The organism is Rhizobiaceae bacterium (genome assembly GCA_023953845.1).
GTDB lineage: Bacteria > Pseudomonadota > Alphaproteobacteria > Rhizobiales > Rhizobiaceae > Arvimicrobium.
The window spans coordinates 3,279,296-3,298,630 of the sequence record JAMLJC010000001.1 but is presented as its reverse complement, the minus strand read 5'-3'; the positions used below and the strand labels follow the sequence as shown (position 1 = coordinate 3,298,630).

The window sequence follows — 19,335 nt, the reverse complement described above, 5'->3', positions numbered from 1 at the left end:
GTTTTAGCGAAATTTTGACGGGTGGGAAGGCCCGCCGCGGAAATTAGCCCGAACCGGCGCGCTTCCGACCCGTATCCGGTTCACTTTCGCGCTACATCGGCGACACGCCGATCAGCCACGCATGCAGTTTCCACACGAACAACGCGTAAGCCACGATGCCCACGGCAATGGCGATGGCATCCCATTTCGCCGGGCCGGGCTGCGCAACGGGCGCGCCACGCCGTTTCAGCGCGATGCGGTCGATCACCGCCCAGGCCAGCACCGCCACGAACAACACGACGGACGCCGTCTCGCCATTCGCCAGCAAATGGGCGAAGGCCCAGATCTTCACGGACAGCAGCATCGGATGCTTCAGCATCGCCTTCAGTCGGCCGGCGGGGAAGATCGAGACCGCGAGCGAGATGAAGGAGAAAAGCATCAGCAGGAGCGCGACGTGGCGTAGCGCGACCGGCGGATCGTAAAGATAGCCGGTTTCGGCGCGCGCCATGCCGAAGCCCCAGACGATCAGCACGAAGCCGACAAGCGAAGCGAGGGAATAGACGCCGCGCCAGGGCCCGTCGCCCATCGCGGCACGCTGCCGGTCCCGCCATTCGGGCGCGAGGATACGAATCGAATGCGTACCGAGAAAAATCACGAGGCCGAGAATAAGAACGAGCATGACGTCCTGCTGGCTGAATCTTGCTGGCGGGACGAACCTACTCCATCGGGAGAGATCGGCAAACCGATCCGTCTCCAAATCGAGGCCATATTTCGCGACTACCGGCGGAACATGTCGTCCCTGTCATCGTTCCGTGTCGCCGTCAGCCTTGCCATCGCCCTTTCAGCCGTCAGTCCACCGGCGCTGGCCGAGCCCGGACAGACGTTCGTGAAGGCGGACAATCCGCAATATGTGCTCATCTCCTTCGACAATTCGAACGGCATCGCCGAATGGAAACGCAGTCGCGCGCTGGCGGCGAAGACCGGCGCGAGGTTCACATATTTCCTGTCCTGCGTGTTCCTGATTCCGAAGGAGCGGCGCGCGAGCTACGTCGCGCCGGAACACGGAGCGGGAAAATCCAATATCGGCTTCGCGCCAACGCGCGATGATGTCACGGAACGGCTGAGGCAGATCTGGGCGGCGCATGGCGAAGGTCACGAGATCGGCAGCCACGCCTGCGGTCATTTCGACGGCAAGGGCTGGAGCAAGGCAGAATGGCTGGCCGAGTTCCGCGCGTTCCGCACCGCGCTGACCGAGGCCTATACGGCGAACGGCATCGACGGCGAGCCGGATGGATGGCGCGATTTCGCAGCCAACGGAATCAAGGGGTTTCGCGCACCCTATCTTTCGACAGGACCGGGTCTCTATCAGGCGCTCGCAGCCAAGGGTTTCACATTCGACGCCAGCGGCGTGTCGCGCGCGCCCGAACGCCCCGACAGGTCCGCGGCGGTCACGCGCTTCGCGCTGCCGCAAATCCCGGAGGGACCCAAGGAACGGCGCGTGATCGCGATGGACTACAATCTCTTCGTCCGGCATTCGGGCGGTTTCGAGCGCCGGGATGACGACGGCGTGTTCGAGGAGCGGACCTATCTTGCGTTCCGCAGGGCATTCGAGAAGGAAATTTCTGGCGACAGGACACCGCTGCAACTCGGCTTCCATTTCACGCAGATGAACGGCGGCGCCTACTGGCGCGCTCTGGAGCGCTTTGCCGGCGAGGTCTGCATCCGCCCCGACGTCGCCTGCGTCACCTACAGCGACTATCTGGCGCGAACCAGCGGAGATACCGTCGCAGCGAAGAGCGCGGCGGGCGGCTGAGCCGCCCTCGCGGAGACGTCGTCGGTGAAAATCAGGACGCCGGCTGCTCGTGGGCGGCCATTCCGGCGCGCTCGCGTTCGAGATAGCGCTGATCGATGTCCGGCAGCGGCTCGTCGTCTATGGCCGCCTCGAACGCCCGCAGACGCTTGTGAACCGACAGCAGTTCCACGATGGTCGACCAGGAATTCACGAGGAACTGGAACGAGGACGTGACCTGGCTGAAGGCATAGCTGATCTGGTTCATTAGCCCGAGCGAGATCGTTCCGGCGACGATGGACGGCCCGAGGATCAACAGGGAGAAGATGTTGTTGGCCTGGAGGTAGGTATAGCGCACCACGTTGAAATAGACGTAGTGGAAATAGAGGCGGAAGTAGTTCTTTCGCACGTTGGCGAAGAGTTCCGAAACGGTCGCCGGCCGCGCGCGATCGGCATCGTCCTCGCCGTAAACGAGTTCCTTGCGATAGGCCGCCTCGACCCGCTGGTTGCGGAATTGCAGTCCGGGGAGCTTCACGCCCGCGACGATGAGGCAGATCGTGCCGAAGAGCGACCAGCCGACCGCGGCGATCACCAGCGGGTGCGGGATCGCTCCGACCAGCGGCAGTTCGGTAATGTGCGTGGAAAGGCGGATCAGCACCGGCATGAACGCGATCAGCGTCATGATCGAATCGACGAAGGAGACGCCAAGGCCTTCCATGATCTGCGAAAAGCGCATCGTGTCCTCCTGAACACGTTGCGACGCGCCCTCGATGTGGCGGAGCTTGCTCCAGTGCGCCATGTAGTAGTTGTTCATCGCCGTCCGCCACCGGAAGATCCAATGGCTGACAAGGAAGGCGTTGAGCACGGCGACATTCATGCCGACAAGCGCGAGGCCAGCGAAGCTCGCGACCTGACCGTAATATTCCGTCGTGTTCGACGTGGTCTGCTTGCTCATCACGTTCTGGATGTAATCCCAGAACGGCCCGTACCAGTTGTTGACGGCGACGCTGACCTGCACCTGAAAATAGACGATGAAAAGAATGAGCGCGGAACCCAGTATCGACCAGCGCTGCCAGGGATGGGGCGAAAACCAGCTCCAGAAGGCGTAGAACAGCAGCACGCCGACCGCGAAATAGGCATAGAACCAAAGAAACGGCTTCGACCAGAAGACCGATACGCCGATGATGGGCGGGGCGTCGGCCGCAGCGGGCGGCAGGCCGAGGGCGGCTCCCAACTGCTCGCCGCCCATGAACCAGACAATGACGAGGACAAGGCTCCACAGAACAGCCGACGCGAAGAACAATTTCGGCTTCGGAAAGAAGGAAACGAACACCTGGCGACAATCCTCGTCGGGACAAATCAGCGATCGGCCGGCATCAAGTCACAGATCAGTTCGAATTGAAATGGCTGATCGGCCGCGGAAGTGCTGCGTAAAATACGGCAAACATGGCGAATTTGGTTCACGCGATGCGGACGACCAGTATCGCCGCGATCACAAGGGCGAGCGCGGCGGCGAGCGAAGGCAGCAGATAGCCGCCCGCCGCCTGCGCCAGCAGGCCGGCCAGCGCCGGCCCCGCGATCTGGCCGATGCTGAACGAAACAGTCATGAAGGACAGGATGCGGCGGGGCGACCGCGGCACCGCGAGTCGTCCGAGCTGAAGGCCGATCGCGGTGATGGCGATGAAGGTGGCGCCGAGCAGCAGACCACCCAGCAACGGGCCGATCGTGCCGCCGAGCAACACGCTCGCCACCACGCCGACCGCCTCCACGACGCAGCTCAGCGCGAATGTGCGCGGCAAGCCTATGCGCCGGCCAAGCAGCGACCAGAGGTGGACGGAAGGGATGACGGCGATGCCGGTGACCAGCCATACCGCCGATTCGAGCAGCGGCCCCGAGCCGTTCTGCCTGACGATGGCGACGAGAAAAGTAGCGGTGACGATGTAGCCGAAACCGAACAGACCATAGGCGATGACCATGGCGGAGAGCCTGGAATCGAGGCGCAGCGGCGGCTCCATCGTCCTGCGGCCTGTGCCGGGCGGGCCGCGATCGACCAGGATGGCAGTGAGAACCAGCGCCAGCGCAGACAGGACTCCGGACCATATCCATGGCGCGGTCCATGCCGCACCCTCGCCGTGCAGAAGCGCGGTCATCATCGCCGATACGGCAATGCCCACCCCGACGCCGGCGAATTGCAGGCCTTGAAGATCGTCGCGTCCCGCCACGCCGAGATGCCCGAAAACGATCGCGGTCGTGAAGATCATGGCGAAGGCGCTGGCGAAGCCGGCAAGAAACCGGATGAGCATGAACGCTGGCATCGAATCGACGCCTGCCATCGCCGCGGCGAACGCGGCGCTCCCGGCAAGGGCGATGATCATCACCGTGCGCTCGCGGCCGGCAGCCCAGCTGCCGGCCGCCGCGATGGCGCCGGCGAGATAACCCAGATAGTTGGCGGAAGCGATCAAACCGGCCTCGCGTGCCGTCAAACCGAGTTCCGCCATCATGGATGGCAGGATCGGCGTATAGACGAAGCGTCCGATGCCCATTGCGGCGGCAATCGCGAAAAGACCGCCGAGGGCCAGTCGGAAAGGAGAAGCGGGCTGCATCGGGCCGACCATATTGCAGCGCACCGAGGCTGCAATCATGACCTTTGGCGCAGGCGGCGCTTTTCTGTTGATGCTCGGAACAGCGCCGGGACGGCCGTACGCCGCGCCCCTTGGCGACCCGTGCCGCGCAGTCTATCTGTCGCTCGATAGACCGTCATCCGAGGAATTCTGCATGAGCGCCAATCCTTCCGCCGCTATCGATCCCGCCAAACTGGACAGGCTGGCGGAAGTCGCCATCAAGGTCGGGCTGCAGCTTGCGCCCGGGCAGGATCTGGTGATGACGTCCTCCATGGCTGCGCTGCCGTTGGCGCGGCTCATCACCGAACATGCCTATAAAGCGGGCGCGGGGCTGGTGACGTGCCTCTTCTCCGACGACGAGATGACGCTTGCCCGCTTCCGCCATGGCGCCGACGCCAGCTTCGACCGGGCAGCCGACTGGCTCTACGAGGCGCAGGCGAAGGCCTTTGCCGCCGGAGCGGCGCGGCTCGCCGTGCGCGGCGAAAACCCGATGCTGCTCGCCAACGAGGACCCGGCGAAGGTGGCGCGCGCCAACAAGGCGAATTCGCTCGCCTATCGGCCCGCGCTGGAGAAGATCACCGGTTTCTATATCAACTGGACCATCGTCGCCTATCCCGACGCGGCGTGGGCGAAGCTCGTCTTCCCGAACGACGCGGAAGACGTGGCGGTCAGGAAACTCGCCGATGCGATCTTTTCGGCGTCGCGCGTCGACGTCGACGATCCGGTGGCAAACTGGAAGGCGCACAATGCGGCCCTGAAGAGCCGCACGGCATGGCTCAACGGCAAGAACTTCCATGCGCTGCACTTCACCGGTCCCGGCACCGACCTGACGATCGGGCTCGCCGATGGCCACGAATGGAAGGGCGGCGCGTCGCTCGCCAAGAATGGCGTGACCTGCAACCCGAACATCCCGACCGAGGAGGTGTTCACCACGCCGCATGCGCGACGCGTCGAAGGCCGCGTGTCGAGCACCAAGCCTCTCTCCTATCAGGGCACGCTGATCGACAATATCGAAGTGCGCTTCGAGGGCGGACGCATCGTCGAGGCGAAAGCCTCCAGGGGCGAAGCCGTATTGCAGAAGGTCCTGGATACCGACGAAGGCGCGCGCCGGCTCGGCGAAGTGGCGCTGGTGCCGCATTCCTCGCCGATCTCGAAGAGCGGACTCCTGTTCTACAATACGCTGTTCGACGAGAACGCCGCCTGCCACATCGCGCTCGGCCAGTGTTATTCAGACTGCTTCGTCAACGGAGCCACGCTGACGCCAGAGCAGATCGCCGCGCAAGGCGGCAACAAGAGCCTGATCCATATCGACTGGATGATCGGCTCGGGCCAGATCGACATCGACGGGCTGGACGCCAGCGGCGGCCGCACGCCGGTCATGCGCAAGGGCGAGTGGGCCTAGAGCGGTTCCGGTTCTTATGGAATCGGCGCAACCGCTCCGTCTTTTTGTTTTAGCCGCATTGCCGGACGCAAAACCGCTTCACACTTTTGCTGGAAATGCTCCAGAGGACAGCCGGACCCTCGTCATGCGCGGCCGCGCAGGAGGTCGAACCACCATTCGATGCCTATGAAGAAAAACCGCCAGTCCTGAAAGACTTCCGGCCTGTTGCCTTCGATCGCATGTCCGATGAACTGGCAGGCGAAGCCGATCGGCATCATGACGGCGGGCCACATCCATAGGCCGGCGACAAAGGGCGAAGCAATCCAAAGCGCGCCGGAAGCCAGCAGGACGGGGATGCCTACGAGGTGAAACCGCCTGTTCCAGATGTTCCGGTGCGCCGCGCGGAACTGCGTCATCAGTTCGGCATGCGAACGACCTCCAAGCATCGCAACCTCACTTCCCGTGCAAGGCCTCGGCATAGGCTTCTGCCTTGAAACCAAACAGGAGATGGTCGCCGGTATCGAGGACCGGACGCTTGATGAGATTGGTCTCGGCGAGGATCATCTTCCTCGCCTTCGCCGCGTCGATGGAGGCCCTCTCGGCGTCGGGCAGCTCCTTGAAGGTGGTGCTATTGCGGTTGAATACCGCTTCCCAGCCGGCACGGGTGAACCAGCCGTCCACCGTCCCCGCGTCGAGCGGCTTGACGCGGTAGTCGAAGAACTCATGTTCGACGCCGCGGCTCTCCAGCCACTTGCGCGCCTTCTTGACCGTGTCGCAGTTCTTGAAACCATAAAGGGTGATCGGCATCGGCGTCTCCTTCTTCGGGGTGGAATAGACGCAAGCCATGGGTATCTCAAGCGAATCGAAGGGCTTCCGTGTTCCGGCCCTCGGTCACCTCTCGTTTGAGTTTGCAGCGTCGCCTGATAAATTCGAGAAAAGCCGGCCGCGACGGGAGCAAGGGGATTCATGGCCAAGGGGAAGCAGCGCGCGGCAAAACCGCAATCGCCGCGGCTCGGCGTGCGCGAAATCGCGAAGCGTGTCGGCGTCGCGCCAATGACGGTATCGCGCGTGCTTTCCAATCCCGACCTCGTCTCGGCGGAGACACGCGAAAAGGTGCTCAAGGCAATAGACCAGGCCGGCTTTGTGCCGAACCGGCTCGCCTCCAGCATGCGCGGCAGCGGCCGCATGATCGGCACGGTGGTGCCGCCCCTGATCAATTCCGGCATCGCCGAGCAGGTGCAGGGCATGTCGGACGAGTGCCATGAAAGCGGCTATTCGATGCTTCTGGTACAGGGCGAGTTCACGCCGGAAGCCGAGGAGCGCTCGATCCGCGCGCTGATCGGCTGGCGGCCGGCGGGCCTCGTGCTTCAGAGCTTCGTGCAGAGCGAGACGGCGCGAACGCTGCTTCAGAACGGGCCGGCGCCGGTGGTGGAAATCTCGGAGATCAAGGGGCGCAAGCCGATCGACATGGTGGTCGGCGTCTCCAACTTCGAGACGGCCTACGCCATGACGATGCATCTCGCCGCCAAGGGCTACAAGCGAATCGGATTCGTCTCGACGCCGATCCACGGCAACGACCGGCTGCAGCAACGCCGCATCGGCTATCACGCCGCGCTGAAGGAACTCGGCGTCAGGGACCGGGCCGGCATGGAGGTGGAGGTGCCGCTGACGGCGCAGGGCGGCGCCGACGCGCTGATAAAACTGACCGAAAGGCACAAGGACATCGACGCCATCTTCTTCTCCAGCGACACGCTGGCGGTGGGCGCGATCCAGGAGTGCCACCGGCGTCAGTGGAAGGTGCCGGAACGCATCGGCATCGCCGGCTACGGGGACATGGATCTCGCCGCGCAACTCTATCCGCCGCTGACCACGGTGCGCGTGAATCGCTACGAGATGGGGCGGCGGGCCGTGCGGGTGCTGCTGGCGAAACTCGGCGGCAACCAGAAGATCCCGACCATCACCAGCCTGGGCTTCGAGATCGTCGACCGCGAAAGCGCGTGAGATCAGGCGGCGACCAGTGGCTTCTCCACCTTGCGCGTGGTGCCGACGGCGAGTTTGCGCTCCAGATAGCCTGCATAAAGAGACAGTGGCCAGCACAGGGCGAAATAGATCGCCGAAGCGGTTCCGAACACCCATACCGGCTCGAACGTGACGGTGTTTATCTGGACCGAGGCGCGCGCCACTTCGGTCATGCCGATCAGCGATGCGACGGATGTTGACTTCACGATCTGGACCATGAAGCCGACGGTCGGCGGCAGCATCAGCCGCACGGCCTGCGGAACGATGACGAGCCTCAAGGTGCGCACGAACCGAAAGCCGAGAGACGTCGCCGCCTCCCACTGGCCTTTCGGGATCGCTTCGATCGCGCCGCGAAAAATCTCGCCGAAGAACGCGCCGCCGTTGAGCACGAAAGTCAGCGCCGCCGCGGTCCATGGATCGGGACGATAGCCGAGCAGCGACGAGCCGTAATAGGCCATGAAAAGCTGGATGAGCAGCGGCGTGCCCATGAAGAACTGCGTATACGCCGTCGCGATCCAGCGCAGCGGCCGCGCCGGCGCGACACGAAGCGCGGCAATCACCATGCCCACCGCGCCGCCGCCGACGAAAGCGATGACCGCTAGCAGGATCGTCCATTTCGCGGCGACGAGAATGAACCAGAATTCGTTGAAGCCGAACTCGCGAAGGCTCATTGCTTCCACCTGAACAGCAGGCGACCGAGGCCGGCGAGCAGCAGGCTCGCGGACTGGACCACGACGAAATAAATGACGGCGACGACAATGTAGACTTCGAAGCTGCGGAACGTCTGCATCACCAGATTGTTGGCGATGGCGGTCAGTTCCTCGGCCGCGATGGCGCCGACGATGGACGTGCCCATCAGTTGCAGGATGAATTGCGCAGACAGCGACGGATAGACGGCACGCACCGCAGGCACCAGCACGACGTGCCGAATGATGCGGTACCGGCCGAGGCCGAGCGATTTCGCCGCCTCGATCTGCCCGACAGGAATGGATTCCACGCCCGCCCTTATGATCTCCGTGGCATAGGCGCCGAGGTGGATGGACAGCGCAATGACGGCGGAGGTGCCCGGCGTGAACTTCATGCCGATCAGCGGCAGGGAGAAGTACACGATGTAAAGCTGGATCAGGAGCGGCGTGTTGCGGATCAGCTCGACATAGGCGCCGACGATCCAGGACAACCAGCGCGGACCGTAGACGCGGCCAACGGCGCCCAGAATGCCGATCATTGTACCGAAGATAATTGAAAGAACGGCATACTGGAGCGTCTGCGTCAGGCCCCACAGGAACCTGTCCAAATGCACCAGAACCGGACCGAACTGCAGGGCGGTTGTCATTGACATCCCGTCACAAGACATGATGCCAGAGCCGCATGGCGGCCCTGGCGCTCAGGTGTAGATCCGATCAGAAAACCGGCAGCTGCGGTAGCGGCTGGTTGCGATATTTCATCGACAGGTCTTCGAGCGTGCCGTCAGCCTTGACCGTCATCAGCCAAGTGTTGATCCACTGGCGCAGATTGTCGTTGCCCTTGGCGACGCCAATACCGAAATAGAACGACTTCAGGATGAACTTCTGCTCGAAATCGTCCCCGTTCGCGCTCTTCTTGAGATAGATTTCGCCGTAGTCGCCGCCGCCCACGGCATCGAGCTGGCCAGACAAAACAGCCTGCATCAGCGAGGAATAGTCGTCGAAGCGCAGAATCTCGATACCGGTGTGCTTCTCGGCCGCCGCGGTAAGCAAGCCATCCTCACCGGTGCCGCGCGTCACGCCGACCTTCTTGCCGACAAGGTCCTCAGGCCCCTTGATGGCGGTGCTTTTCGGCGCGATGACGACGGAGGACTGGCCCGCATAAGGGATCGAATAGTCGATCTGGATGGCGCGCTGCGGGGTGATCGAGAAGATCGAGATCACGGCGTCGACCTGCTTGGTCAGCAGCGCCGGAATGCGGCCCGGCGAGGTGATGGTGACGAATTCGACCGGGACGCCCAGCGCCTCACCCATCTTGTTGGCGACCTCGATGTCGAAGCCGGTGGGCTTCAGATCCTTGTCGAGAAAGCCGTAGGGCGGCGTAGTGGTGTCGATCGCGATGATCAGCTTGCCGCGCGAGATGATCTCGTCGACGGTCTGGGCATAGGCCGGCGAGACCAGGGACGCGGCCGCCGCCAGAACCAGCGCGCCGAGCAGGACGCTCAGCGTACCCAATTTCGATAATGCTTTCATTCGTTCCTCCCATTGAGATGTCATCTACGACAGGCCGGCCTTTCACGCAGACCACGGAAAGCAACGCGCTTCCGGCCGTCCGACCCTTTCCGCACACGCGCTGAAGGCATTTCCTCCCGCCTCCAACGTTATGCTATTATAATGTATTCCTCTTGTTCACAATCGATGGTACCGATAACATACGACAAACGCAAACACTTTCCCGGGATTCCGACGGACCGCACGCGACCTTCAAAGCGCTACACCTCGTTTCCCACCGCGATTGCGTCACACGCAGAGTTAGCTATAATGCTATTATAACATTATGCGCAAACCTCGCCAGAGGTCGAAGCGCAGAAAAGGTGGGGAAATGGCCCGTTCTCAACGAAACGCCTCGGCAGGCAGCGACTCCGCTCGCGCAGGTCACAACCTCGACATTCCCCTGCTGCTGAGGCTCTACGAGCAGATGCAGTTGCTGCGTCGCTTCGAAAGCGTCGCCCAGATCGCCTGCCGCAAGGGCGAGACGCCGGGCTTCCTGCATCTCTATATCGGCGAGGAGGCCACGGCCGTGGGCGCCTGCGCCCACCTCCGGCCCACCGACTGGGTGACATCCACGCATCGCGGCCATGGCCATGCGCTTGCCAAGGGCATGCATCCCAACATCCTGATGGCGGAACTGTTCGGCAAGCGCGACGGCTGCTGCGGCGGGCGCGGCGGCACCATGCACCTCTATGACCGTTCCGTGGGGCTGTTCGGCACGAACGGCATCGTCGCGGCAGGAATAAGCCATGCGGTCGGCGTCGGAATGAGCGCGCGGGCGCAGGGCCGCGACGATATCGGCGTCGCCTTCTTCGGCGACGGCGCGACGAACCATGCAGGCTTCCATGAATCGCTGAATTTTGCCGGCATCCAGAAGGCGCCGGCGGTCTTCGTCTGCGAAAACAACCTCTACGCCACCGCCACGCCGCTCAGGACCGCGACGCTCAATCCGGAGATCGCCACGCGGGCCGCCGCCTACGGCATTCCGGGTATCGCCGTCGACGGCAACGACGTTCTCGCCATGTACGATGCGATGGGCGAGGCGGTGACGCGGGCCCGGCGCGGCGACGGCCCTACGCTCATCGAGGCGAAGACCTATCGCACCGTCGGCCATCACGAAGGCGATCCGGTGACGGGCACCTACCGTACGCAGGCCGAGGTCGACGAATGGGCGAAGAAGGACCCTATCGCAAATTTCCGCAAGAAGCTGATCGATGATTTCGAGGCGGCTGCGAAAGGCGAGATCGACGCGATCGACGAGCGCATCGAGAAGGTCGTGCAGGAGGCGCTCGAATTCGCGCGCAAGTCGCCCGAACCGGATTCGGCAACGGCGTTCCATCATGTCTTCGCCGAACCGCTGAACCCGGCGGACGCGCTCGCCGCACGTCCCAGAACCGGCGGCAAGATGACGAGCTGGCTTGACGCGGTGCGCGACGGCATCGCCGAAGAGATGCGGCGCGACGCGGCGATCCTCTATCTCGGCGAGGGTACGGGCGAACGCGGCGGCACGTTCGCCCACACGAAGGGCCTCTGGCAGGAGTTCGGACCGGGCCGCATGGTCGACACGCCGATCTCGGAACAGGGTTTTACGGGAGCCGCTGTCGGCGCCTCCGCGACCGGCGCCCGCACCATCGCCGACCTGATGTTCGCCGACTTCATGTTCGAGGCGGCCGGACAGATCGTGTTGCAGGCGGCGAAGCTGCGCTACATGTCGAACAACCAGATGAACGCTCCGATGGTGGTGCGCGTCGGCGCGGGCGCGGTGCGCAGCGCCGGCCCGCATCATTCCGGCGCCTATCATCCGGTCTGGGCGCATGTGCCTGGCCTCATCGTCTGCCTCCCCTCCACGCCCGCCGATGCCAAGGGTCTGATGAAGACGGCGTTGCGCGCCTCCGACCCGGTTATGATGCTGGAGATGAAGGCGCTGTTCGCGACGAAGGGCGAGGTGCCGGAGGGTGAGCATCTGGTGCCGTTCGGCGTTGCCCGTATCGCGCGCGCAGGCAAGGATCTCACCATCGTCTCGGCCGGCCAGCTCGTGCATCGGAGCCTCGAAGCGGCGGAAACGCTGGCGGCGCAGGGCATCGATTGCGAGGTGATCGACCTTCGGACCATCGTGCCGCTCGACGTCAAGACCGTGGCGGAAAGCGTCGCCAAGACGCACCGGCTGCTGATCGTCGACGAAGGCTGGGCGATGTGCGGCGTCGGCGCCGAGCTCGGCCAGGCGATGAACGAGATCGCCTTCGACGAACTCGACGCGCCGGTGGCGCGCCTGCACACCGAGCCGGTCTCGCATCCGCTGGCTCCGTCGCTGGAACGCATGATGCTGGTCAGCGCCGAGAAGATCGTCGCGGCCGCGAAGGACGTTATCGCCGGCAAGGTTCCCGTTCCGTGGCACTGGCGCTATCCCGGCCTCGCGGCCGGCGAGCCGGCATCCGCAGATCAGACTTTGCCCGCGCCCGGCGCGGCGGCGAATACCAATACGCCGGCGCCACCGGTAGAAATGCCAAAACCTGCCGCGCAGGCTACCGGCGACGGCGAGCCGATCACCATGCCGTTCGGCGACCTGACCGTGAGTGAAGGCACGATCGTCCGCTGGCTGAAGGCGGCTGGCGACACGGTGGCGGCGAACGAGGTGGTGGCCGAGATCGAGACCGACAAGGCGGTCGTGGAAATCGAAGCGCCTGTCGCGGGCAAGCTGGCGATCGAGCAGGCCGTCGGGGCGGTGGTGCCGATGGGCGGCCGCATCGGCGCGGTGCATTGAGCGGCGGCCATGGCGACGAGCAATGTTTCCGCCATGCCGGCCGGCCGCATCCGCGCGACGCCCTATGCCCGCCGTCTGGCGCGCGAGCGCAACCTGCCGCTCGCCGCCATCGCCGGCAGCGGACCGAACGGCCGGATCACGGCCGAGGATCTGCTTCAATACCGCGCGCCGGTGGGGATACCTGTCACCGCAACGGCGTCGCCCCCTGCCCCGGCCGATCTCGCGCCCGCTCTTTCTCCGGCAGCACCCCAGCCGGCCGCCATTGTCACGCGCGTCGCGTTTGCCGCGCTTGAGGAACTGCTCGGGCAGATCGCAGTGTTGCGAGGCGACGTTGCGCGGGAAGACATATGCCTGAAGGCGGCGGCGGTCGCATTGCAGCTTGCCGGGGCAGCGACTGACAGCGGCGATATCCTGCTGCTTGCGGGAACGGGCAAGCGTCAGGTGCTTGGCAGCGTGGGCGCGGCATCGGTGAGCGCGATCGCGGCGATGCGCGCGACGGCGGGTGCCGATGGAGGCGCGAGCCTCGCCGTTTCCTTCCTTGGCCGGCCCGGTATCCGGCCCGTGGCCGCGCGGACGGTCGACGGCATTCCGCTGCGCCTCGTGATCGGAGCACCCGACAGGGATGGCGCCGCCGACTGCCTGTTGAGCTACGACTCCCAGAAGACAGGGGATGACATTGCCGAAGACCTGCTTGCCACATTCCGCGATCTTGTGGAGACACCGTTCCGCCTTTTAGTCTAACTACCGAATAAGATGTTGTTGCCGCAACAGAATTTCGGGAGGATGTAAGTGGCGATCGAACCCATCGACGGCTTTTTGTGCTCGGCTCCGGAACTCGCCGGCTATGTGCGGAGCCTGCTCGTAGCCGGCGGCGCCAATGCCGAAACCGCACAGGCGGTCGCCTATGTCGTCGTCGATGCCTCGTCTCGCGGGGTCGATACGCACGGCGTGCGGCTGGTGCCCTGGTACATCCAGATGCTCGAAGGCGGCCGCATCAACAAGAATGCCAAGGTGACCTTCACGCGGAAAGCGGACGCGGTCGGGTATGTCGACTCGGACCATGGCTTCGGCCATCTCGCCAGTCTCCGCGCCATAGACGAGGGTATCGAGCTGGCGAAGAATGCGGGTGTGGCGGCGGTCAGCGTCGGCAACTCGACACATCACGGCGCCACAGGAGTCTATGCGCTGAAGGCAGCGCGTGCGGGATTCGCGGCGATCGGCATGACGCATGCCGACAAGGCGGTGGTGCCGTTCGGCGGCATCGAACCCTTTTACGGGACCAATCCGATCAGCTTCGCGGTGCCGGCTCCGGGCGAAGACGCAATGCTGCTCGACATGGCGACGAGCGCCATACCCTACAACCGCATCTTCCTGCGCCGTGCGACGGGAACCCCGCTGCCGCCGGAAGTGGCCATGACCTCCGAGGGCGTGATGACCACCGATCCCAACGCCGCAACGGCGCTGGTCCCGGTGGGCGGTGCGGGCTTCGGCTACAAGGGTGCGGGGCTGGCGGCGATGGTCGATCTGCTCTGCTCGGCCTTCACCGGCATGGGGCACGGCTTCACCTTCCCGCCGCTGGCCGGCGAGGACTACGGCAAGCCCATCCCGATCGGGCACTTCTTCCTGATCCTCAATCCGGCAATCTTCCAGGCGCTTTCGGCGTTCGACGCGCGCGTCGGCGGCTTCCTCAGCGATCTGCGCGCACAGCCCGCTCACCCCGGCCAGAAGGTGATGGCGCCGGGGGACGTGGAAAAGGCCGAAGCGGCGCGGCGTGCGCAGAACGGCATTCCGATCGACCGGACGACCTGGGCCTCCCTGAAAGACGCAGCCGCGCGATACGGATGCAAGGTGCCGCAGGAAAAACCGACATCGCAGGCAGCGGAGGCGACGGCGTGAACATCGATCTCGACGGCAAGGCGGTGCTTGTCGGCGGCGCGAAAGGGCCGCTGACGACGGCGATCGAGACGGCGCTGCGGGAGAATGGCGCAACGGTGATGGACATCGCCGGACGCGCGGCGGGAGGCGATCAGTCGCCTTTTGCGCTCGTGCTCGTGAGCGAAGGCGCCAACGGACTGCCGGATAGCGATAGCGGCAATCCCGGCGAGGCTAATCATTTCGTCGCCGCGATCCGCTCATATGGGCCGGACATGAAGCGTGTCGTCATCGTGTTTTCGGCGGCTGGTCTGGTGCCGGTCAAGGGATACGCGCAATTCTCCGCCGAGCAGGCCGGGCTCGCCTCGCTCACCCGGACGCTGGCGATGGAACTGGGCCCCAAAACCGTCATCAACGGCGTCGCGGTCGGCGCGTACGAGGCGGGCGACGACGTGCGCACCGCACGTTTTCTCACACATACGGGAGTCAAACGCGCCGCGACGCCGGGCGAGATCCTGGCGGCGGTCCTGTTTCTCGCCGATCCCGAGAATGGCTACATGACCGGACACACGCTGGCAGTCGATGGCGGATGGGCGGTCGGATATGCACGGAATTTCTGAGGACCATCATGCGTGCTGATCTTTCCGGACAGGTCGTCTTCCTCACCGGCGCGGCGGGCGGCATCGGCCGGGCGACCGCGCACAGGCTGGCGGCCTGCGGCGCATCCATCGTTGTCGCTGACATCAACGAGGCAGGTGCGAAGGAAGTCGCTGGAGAGCTTTCGGACGCCCTTCCGGTCGCGATGGACGTGCGTAGCGCCGTGGATGCAAAGCGCGCCGTGGATGCGACGCTCGAGAGATACGGCAAGATCGACGTCCTCATCAACAATGCGGGCGTCAACACCTTCAAGGAACGCGTCAACATCGACCGGTTCTCCGAGGACGAGTGGCACCGTATCGTCAGCATCGACCTCGACGGGCTCTACGTCGTCAGCCATGCCGCGCTACAGCCGATGGTGGCGCGCGGACAGGGCCGTATCGTCAACATCGCCTCGGTGATCGGCGTCGCGGGATTTCGCCTGCAATGCGCCTTCAGCGCGGCGAAGGCCGGTATGATCCACCTGACCCGCGCCATGGCGCTGGAACTCGGCCCCAGCGGCATTCTCGTGAATTCGCTGGCCCCGGGTTCGGTGCTGACCGAGGGAACGAGACAGCTCTTCTACGGAGAGGACGGCTCTTTCCGGGCGCAGATGGCCGGCTTCATGAACCACATCCCGCTCGGCCGCCCGGCCCATGTGGAGGAGATCGCCGAGGCGATCCTGTTCCTCTGCGCCCCGCAGAACTCCTATATGACCGGCCACCTGATGGTGGTCGATGGCGGATGGACCGCCGGCTTCATGTTCTGACCGGAAGCTGGGGCCAGCCGTCCATCCCGCGGGGCGACGGGACTCAGCGCCCGTAGGACGACGCTGAATCAGCGGCGGTTTCAACGGCCTTGCCCGCATAGGTCCGCCACTCCGAGATTAGCTGGCTGATGCCGAGGCGATAGAAATAGATGTCGCTGCCGGTCGCGACCATCGAAAAGCCTTCGTCGAACAGCTCGAAAGCCGTGCGACCGATGCGCGGGACAGTTGCGAGCGGCTTGCCGATCTCGCGCGCCGCCGCCATGGCGCGGCGGATGGCCTGGTCCACTTCCGGCGCGCCGGTCTGGCTAGGCAGTCCGATGCTGCCGGAAAGGTCCGTCGGTCCGATGAAAACGATGTCGACGCCATCAACCGCCGCTATCTCGCGCGCATTCTCGACACCCAGCACGGTTTCGATCTGCACGACCACCAGAAGATTGTCGTCGGCGCGGCTGTAGTAGTCGGACACGAGACCGAAGCTCGAAGAGCGTGTGATATCCGCGGCATTGCCGCGCTTGCCGCGAGGCGGAAAGCGGACCGCTTCGACAATCGAGCGGGCCTGCTCGGCTGTCTCCACCATCGGCACCAGCAGTCCCTCCGCGCCAGCATCCACCAGCCGGCGCAGATAGACGGGCTCGCTCGACGGAACGCGAATGATGAAAGTCGTATCGGTACAGGCAGCCGCGCGCATCATGTCGATGGCGTGCTGCAGTTCGCCGACGCCGTGCTCCTCGTCCATGATGATGAAATCGAAACCGGCGATCGCGGCCATTTCCGCGAAGGACGGTCCCGCGCTCTGCAACCAGGTGCCGAAGCATTTCTCGCCGGCAAGAACGCGAGCTTTCAGACGATTCGGACGAAACACTTTGGAGACCTTCGGCTAGGGATCAGGATGGGCGGTTGACAGCAAATCTGGCAAGCTTCGCGAGAAAACCCGGTCGGTCGAGCACATCCCGATTGACCACGTTCTCGGGCACGAGGCCCTGCGCGGCGCGGATGATGCCGTTCGACATGGTCGCCATGGTGAGGCGCGCCGCGTCGCGGGTGGACGGCAGCCAGTGCGGCGTGAGGATGACGTTTTCGAACGCCGTCAGCGGATGATCGGCCGGGATCGGCTCGTGTTCGAACACATCGAGGCCGGCGCCGGCAATGATGCCGTTGCGCAGCGCTTCGATCATCTCGGCTTCGCGTACGATCTCGCCGCGCGCAACATTGATGAAACAGGCGCTCGGCTTCATGCGGCGGAAGTGCTCCATGCCAATGGCACCGCGCGTCGAGGCATCCAGCCGGTTGTGCAGGCTGACGAAGTCGGACCGCGCGAACAGTTCATCCAGCGACGCCGCCAACGTCACGCCCAGCGCCCGCGCATCGTCAGGATCGGCGCGGGGAGAAAAGGCGATGATCTCCATGCCCCATGGTTTCGCGAGGCGGGCGAGTTCGCGTCCGCTGGCGCCAAGGCCGACAATGCCCAGCACCTTGCCGGGCAGGTCCACGCCCATGGTCTGCGGCTGCAAGTCCCAGCGACCGCGACGGACGAGGCGCTCCTGTTCGGTGAGACGCTTGGCAAGTGCCAGCATGAGCAGGAAAGCCGAGGATGCTGTCGCATGGGTCAGCGTGTCCGGCGCATTGAAGACCGCGACGTCGTTGTCGGTGCAGGCGGCGAGGTCGATCTTGTCGACGCCTGCCCCTGCCCTGCCGATCACCGTTAGCCGCTCGGCGCCGCCCGCAAAGGCCGAGGCCTTCACCCACGGGCGGAAGATCACGATCGCCTCGGATGTCGCGACGTGCTGCGGCGTGATCTCCAGCGAATAGAGCCGATCCCAGTAGGTGGTATCGCCGGGTTTCGGGCTCTGGTCTCTCAGGAATCCTTGCCGGATGAACGGGTGGCCGTCATAGAGATCGAGCGCAATGTCGGGGACGGTGAGGCTGCCTGACGCGTCGAGGTAGTCGCCTGTATAGTTGACGGTGAAGGGTGCGCCAGCGCCTTCCATCACCAGACCTTCAGGCTCTCTTCGGTCGTGGTCTCGATGCGGGCGTTGGGGCGCGCGAAGAGATCGTCGCGCAGCCGCGTGCCGAGGCCGGGACGGTCGGGCAGGACAAGTCTGCCGTCGATCAACTGTATGCGGTCCTCGACGACATCGTTGTACCAGCCGTCGACATAGCCGCGGACCATTTCCATGATCAGGCCGTTGGGCGCGTTGAGCAGCATGTGGGTGGCGGCCCACAGGGCGACGGGGCCGATAGTGTCATGACAGGTGAAGGGCAGCATGGCGGTATCGGCCATGGCGGCGACCTTGCGGCCCTCGGTCAACCCGCCGCCCCATGACAGGTCCATCATGACGATGTCGGTGGCCGCCTTATCGACCCACGGACGGAAGCCGAACCGCGTGAAGACGCGCTCGCTCTGGCAGATCGGGATTGTCGTTTGCGACCGCAGTTGCGCGAAGGCGTCGACATTGTCGGGCGGCATGATCTCCTCGAGCCACATGATGTCGAGCGGCTCCAGCGCCCGCGCGATCTTAACCGAAGAAGGCAAATCCCAGCGGCAATGGCCCTCGATGGCGATCTGCATCCGGTCGCCGACGGCGCGGCGGATGTCCTCGACAATGGCGACGCCGGCCCTGAGATCGTCGTTTGATATTCCAAGGCCACGCGTGCCGGCAGCGGTCACCGCGCCCCACACCATGGTCTGGCCGCGTTCGTTCTCCGGTCCGGCGATGCCCGGCCCGAACTGATCGAAAGGCCAGATCTTCATCGCCGTGATGCCCTGCTTCAGCAGGTCTTCGGCAAGCTCGCCGGCGCGCCCGGTCATCCACGCATCGAGGTCGGGATATTTTCCGAAGCCGACGCAGGTGTTGTAGACGCGGATGCGATCGCGGCTGCGGCCGCCCAGCAGATGATAGATCGGCAGGCCAGCAATCTGGCCGACCAGATCCCACAGGGCGACATCGAGCGCCGAGATGGCGCGCATTTCGGCACCCATCACGCCGCAGAAATTCGCCAACGAGAACATGTTCTGCCAGTGGTTCTCGATGTCGCGGGGATCGCGGCCGATGAGCAGCGGCGCGTAGATGTCGTGGACGATGGCGGCGACGGCGCGCGGCAGATAGTATGTCTCGCCGATGCCCGACATGCCGTTGTCGGCATGGACGCGCACCCAGAGGTTGTTGGGCAAAGCCTGCCGCGCCTTCGGGTTCTGCTGCTGCCAGACCTTTTGCGGCTGCGCCTCGAACCAGATCGTCTCGATCTTCGTGATCTTCACAATCCCCTCCTCATG

19 protein-coding genes are annotated in these 19,335 nt (G+C 64.4%); 8 read left to right on the top strand and 11 right to left on the bottom strand.

Annotated elements, in window-relative coordinates:
* Nucleotides 1-91 precede the first annotated feature (91 nt).
* Nucleotides 92-658 (bottom strand): NnrU family protein, encoded by a 567-nt coding sequence (locus M9955_16085; GenBank protein MCO5083162.1) that lies wholly within the window; start codon nt 656-658, stop codon nt 92-94.
* A gap of 111 nt (nt 659-769) precedes the next feature.
* Between M9955_16085 and M9955_16080 the strand changes: the two genes are divergently transcribed.
* On the top strand, nt 770-1,792 hold the full coding sequence (locus tag M9955_16080) for a polysaccharide deacetylase (protein MCO5083161.1): 1,023 nt from the start codon (nt 770-772) through the stop codon (nt 1,790-1,792).
* Between the two features lie 31 nt (nt 1,793-1,823).
* Here the strand turns inward: M9955_16080 and sbmA are convergent, their stop codons facing one another.
* Nucleotides 1,824-3,101, bottom strand: coding sequence for a peptide antibiotic transporter SbmA (gene sbmA, locus M9955_16075; GenBank protein ID MCO5083160.1), 1,278 nt, complete (start codon nt 3,099-3,101; stop codon nt 1,824-1,826).
* Between the two features lie 127 nt (nt 3,102-3,228).
* The gene (locus M9955_16070; GenBank protein ID MCO5083159.1) at nt 3,229-4,410 is read right to left on the bottom strand and encodes a YbfB/YjiJ family MFS transporter; all 1,182 of its coding nucleotides are present in this window, start codon (nt 4,408-4,410) and stop codon (nt 3,229-3,231) included.
* Nucleotides 4,411-4,543: 133 nt separating this feature from the next.
* Between M9955_16070 and M9955_16065 the strand changes: the two genes are divergently transcribed.
* Complete coding sequence (locus tag M9955_16065) at nt 4,544-5,791, top strand: aminopeptidase (protein ID MCO5083158.1); 1,248 nt, start codon at nt 4,544-4,546, stop codon at nt 5,789-5,791.
* 122 nt (nt 5,792-5,913) lie between these two features.
* On the opposite strand, the gene M9955_16060 is transcribed toward M9955_16065, so the two are convergent.
* The gene (locus M9955_16060; protein MCO5083157.1) at nt 5,914-6,216 is read right to left on the bottom strand and encodes a DUF962 domain-containing protein; all 303 of its coding nucleotides are present in this window, start codon (nt 6,214-6,216) and stop codon (nt 5,914-5,916) included.
* A gap of 7 nt (nt 6,217-6,223) precedes the next feature.
* Entirely contained in the window at nt 6,224-6,577 is a 354-nt protein-coding gene (locus M9955_16055; GenBank protein MCO5083156.1) for an arsenate reductase, read from the bottom strand.
* A 159-nt stretch (nt 6,578-6,736) separates the two neighbouring features.
* Between M9955_16055 and M9955_16050 the strand changes: the two genes are divergently transcribed.
* Nucleotides 6,737-7,771 carry a LacI family DNA-binding transcriptional regulator gene (locus tag M9955_16050; GenBank protein ID MCO5083155.1) on the top strand — a complete coding sequence of 345 codons (1,035 nt, stop codon included), beginning with the start codon at nt 6,737-6,739 and terminating at the stop codon, nt 7,769-7,771.
* Between the two features lie 2 nt (nt 7,772-7,773).
* On the opposite strand, the gene M9955_16045 is transcribed toward M9955_16050, so the two are convergent.
* From M9955_16045 to M9955_16035, 3 genes are all read right to left on the bottom strand, one after another.
* Nucleotides 7,774-8,460 carry an amino acid ABC transporter permease gene (locus tag M9955_16045; protein ID MCO5083154.1) on the bottom strand — a complete coding sequence of 229 codons (687 nt, stop codon included), beginning with the start codon at nt 8,458-8,460 and terminating at the stop codon, nt 7,774-7,776.
* Nucleotides 8,457-9,122, bottom strand: a complete 666-nt coding sequence (locus M9955_16040; protein MCO5083153.1) for an amino acid ABC transporter permease — start codon at nt 9,120-9,122, stop codon at nt 8,457-8,459. The genes M9955_16045 and M9955_16040 overlap by 4 nt, the downstream gene beginning before the upstream one ends.
* Nucleotides 9,123-9,189: 67 nt before the next feature.
* On the bottom strand, nt 9,190-10,005 hold the full coding sequence (locus M9955_16035) for a transporter substrate-binding domain-containing protein (GenBank protein ID MCO5083152.1): 816 nt from the start codon (nt 10,003-10,005) through the stop codon (nt 9,190-9,192).
* Nucleotides 10,006-10,354: 349 nt separating this feature from the next.
* On the opposite strand from M9955_16035, the gene M9955_16030 reads away from it, so the two are divergent.
* The 5 genes from M9955_16030 to M9955_16010 are packed head-to-tail and all read left to right on the top strand — an operon-like array spanning nt 10,355 to nt 16,061.
* Nucleotides 10,355-12,784 carry a pyruvate dehydrogenase complex E1 component subunit beta gene (locus M9955_16030; protein MCO5083151.1) on the top strand — a complete coding sequence of 810 codons (2,430 nt, stop codon included), beginning with the start codon at nt 10,355-10,357 and terminating at the stop codon, nt 12,782-12,784.
* A 9-nt stretch (nt 12,785-12,793) separates the two neighbouring features.
* Nucleotides 12,794-13,525, top strand: coding sequence for an E3 binding domain-containing protein (locus M9955_16025; GenBank protein ID MCO5083150.1), 732 nt, complete (start codon nt 12,794-12,796; stop codon nt 13,523-13,525).
* A gap of 48 nt (nt 13,526-13,573) precedes the next feature.
* Nucleotides 13,574-14,680: an Ldh family oxidoreductase gene (locus M9955_16020; protein MCO5083149.1), complete on the top strand. Its 1,107-nt coding sequence runs from the start codon at nt 13,574-13,576 to the stop codon at nt 14,678-14,680.
* Nucleotides 14,677-15,276 (top strand): SDR family oxidoreductase, encoded by a 600-nt coding sequence (locus M9955_16015; protein MCO5083148.1) that lies wholly within the window; start codon nt 14,677-14,679, stop codon nt 15,274-15,276. The genes M9955_16020 and M9955_16015 overlap by 4 nt, the downstream gene beginning before the upstream one ends.
* 8 nt (nt 15,277-15,284) lie before the next feature.
* On the top strand, nt 15,285-16,061 hold the full coding sequence (locus M9955_16010; GenBank protein ID MCO5083147.1) for an SDR family oxidoreductase: 777 nt from the start codon (nt 15,285-15,287) through the stop codon (nt 16,059-16,061).
* Nucleotides 16,062-16,104: 43 nt separating this feature from the next.
* On the opposite strand, the gene M9955_16005 is transcribed toward M9955_16010, so the two are convergent.
* Genes M9955_16005 through M9955_15995 form a run of 3 tightly spaced genes read right to left on the bottom strand, consistent with a single transcriptional unit; the run spans nt 16,105 to nt 19,320 of the window.
* Entirely contained in the window at nt 16,105-16,923 is an 819-nt protein-coding gene (locus M9955_16005) for an aldolase/citrate lyase family protein (protein ID MCO5083146.1), read from the bottom strand.
* Nucleotides 16,924-16,945: 22 nt separating this feature from the next.
* On the bottom strand, nt 16,946-18,049 hold the full coding sequence (locus tag M9955_16000; GenBank protein ID MCO5083145.1) for a hypothetical protein: 1,104 nt from the start codon (nt 18,047-18,049) through the stop codon (nt 16,946-16,948).
* Nucleotides 18,049-19,320, bottom strand: a complete 1,272-nt coding sequence (locus tag M9955_15995) for a mandelate racemase/muconate lactonizing enzyme family protein (protein MCO5083144.1) — start codon at nt 19,318-19,320, stop codon at nt 18,049-18,051. The genes M9955_16000 and M9955_15995 overlap by 1 nt, the downstream gene beginning before the upstream one ends.
* Nucleotides 19,321-19,335 lie beyond the last annotated feature (15 nt).

What these genes read in the sequence shown, in the direction of transcription:
- M9955_16045 (MCO5083154.1), bottom strand. Translation starts at nt 8,460, where the DNA reads ATGAGCCTTCGCGAGTTCGGCTTCAACGAATTCTGGTTCATTCTCGTC.
- M9955_16065 (MCO5083158.1), top strand. Translation starts at nt 4,544, where the DNA reads ATGAGCGCCAATCCTTCCGCCGCTATCGATCCCGCCAAACTGGACAGG.
- M9955_16030 (MCO5083151.1), top strand. Translation starts at nt 10,355, where the DNA reads ATGGCCCGTTCTCAACGAAACGCCTCGGCAGGCAGCGACTCCGCTCGC.
- M9955_16040 (MCO5083153.1), bottom strand. Translation starts at nt 9,122, where the DNA reads ATGACAACCGCCCTGCAGTTCGGTCCGGTTCTGGTGCATTTGGACAGG.
- M9955_16055 (MCO5083156.1), bottom strand. Translation starts at nt 6,577, where the DNA reads ATGCCGATCACCCTTTATGGTTTCAAGAACTGCGACACGGTCAAGAAG.
- M9955_16080 (MCO5083161.1), top strand. Translation starts at nt 770, where the DNA reads ATGTCGTCCCTGTCATCGTTCCGTGTCGCCGTCAGCCTTGCCATCGCC.
- M9955_16060 (MCO5083157.1), bottom strand. Translation starts at nt 6,216, where the DNA reads ATGCTTGGAGGTCGTTCGCATGCCGAACTGATGACGCAGTTCCGCGCG.
- M9955_16010 (MCO5083147.1), top strand. Translation starts at nt 15,285, where the DNA reads ATGCGTGCTGATCTTTCCGGACAGGTCGTCTTCCTCACCGGCGCGGCG.
- M9955_16035 (MCO5083152.1), bottom strand. Translation starts at nt 10,005, where the DNA reads ATGAAAGCATTATCGAAATTGGGTACGCTGAGCGTCCTGCTCGGCGCG.
- M9955_16025 (MCO5083150.1), top strand. Translation starts at nt 12,794, where the DNA reads ATGGCGACGAGCAATGTTTCCGCCATGCCGGCCGGCCGCATCCGCGCG.
- M9955_16085 (MCO5083162.1), bottom strand. Translation starts at nt 658, where the DNA reads ATGCTCGTTCTTATTCTCGGCCTCGTGATTTTTCTCGGTACGCATTCG.
- M9955_16050 (MCO5083155.1), top strand. Translation starts at nt 6,737, where the DNA reads ATGGCCAAGGGGAAGCAGCGCGCGGCAAAACCGCAATCGCCGCGGCTC.
- M9955_16070 (MCO5083159.1), bottom strand. Translation starts at nt 4,410, where the DNA reads ATGATTGCAGCCTCGGTGCGCTGCAATATGGTCGGCCCGATGCAGCCC.
- M9955_16000 (MCO5083145.1), bottom strand. Translation starts at nt 18,049, where the DNA reads ATGGAAGGCGCTGGCGCACCCTTCACCGTCAACTATACAGGCGACTAC.